The sequence below is a fragment of the Corallococcus sp. AB038B genome (assembly GCF_003668955.1).
In the GTDB taxonomy this organism is placed as follows: domain Bacteria; phylum Myxococcota; class Myxococcia; order Myxococcales; family Myxococcaceae; genus Corallococcus; species Corallococcus exiguus.
The window spans coordinates 1-399 of sequence record NZ_RAWO01000291.1 but is presented as its reverse complement, the minus strand read 5'-3'; the positions used below and the strand labels follow the sequence as shown (position 1 = coordinate 399).

The window sequence follows — 399 nt, the reverse complement described above, 5'->3', positions numbered from 1 at the left end:
ATCCAGGACACAAAAACGATCTCCGACATCCCACTCCCAGACGACGGGCATGACGCTCACGTTCACCTCAGGTATCAGAACGGCAGCTTGATCTTCTTGAAGATGGAGTCCAGCAGCGAATACGCCACGCCGGGAGAACGATGGCTGGGCGTCTTCCCCATCGAGAAGGGGTAGTACCACTTGCGCGCGAAGCCCTCGTCGTGTCGGCTCCTCCAGCAGAGCTTCGTGCCGCCTTTTCGCGTGCCACGGGACTCCAGGCGCCCACGAAATTCGATACTGGCGCTTCGCAGCTCCTCCTTCAGCTTCGCGATGTCGACGTCATGAACCTTCTTCTTCGCGGTGAGGGAGCACCAGACATTCTCCTTCAGGTACTTCGAAACCTCGTCCGTGAACCCATCC

1 protein-coding gene is annotated in these 399 nt (G+C 58.6%); it reads right to left on the bottom strand.

The window, feature by feature from the left end:
• Window positions 1–74 precede the first annotated feature (74 nt).
• The coding region (locus D7Y04_RS44890; protein WP_158627709.1) for a hypothetical protein at window positions 75–399 on the bottom strand (325 nt) is incomplete at its 5' end.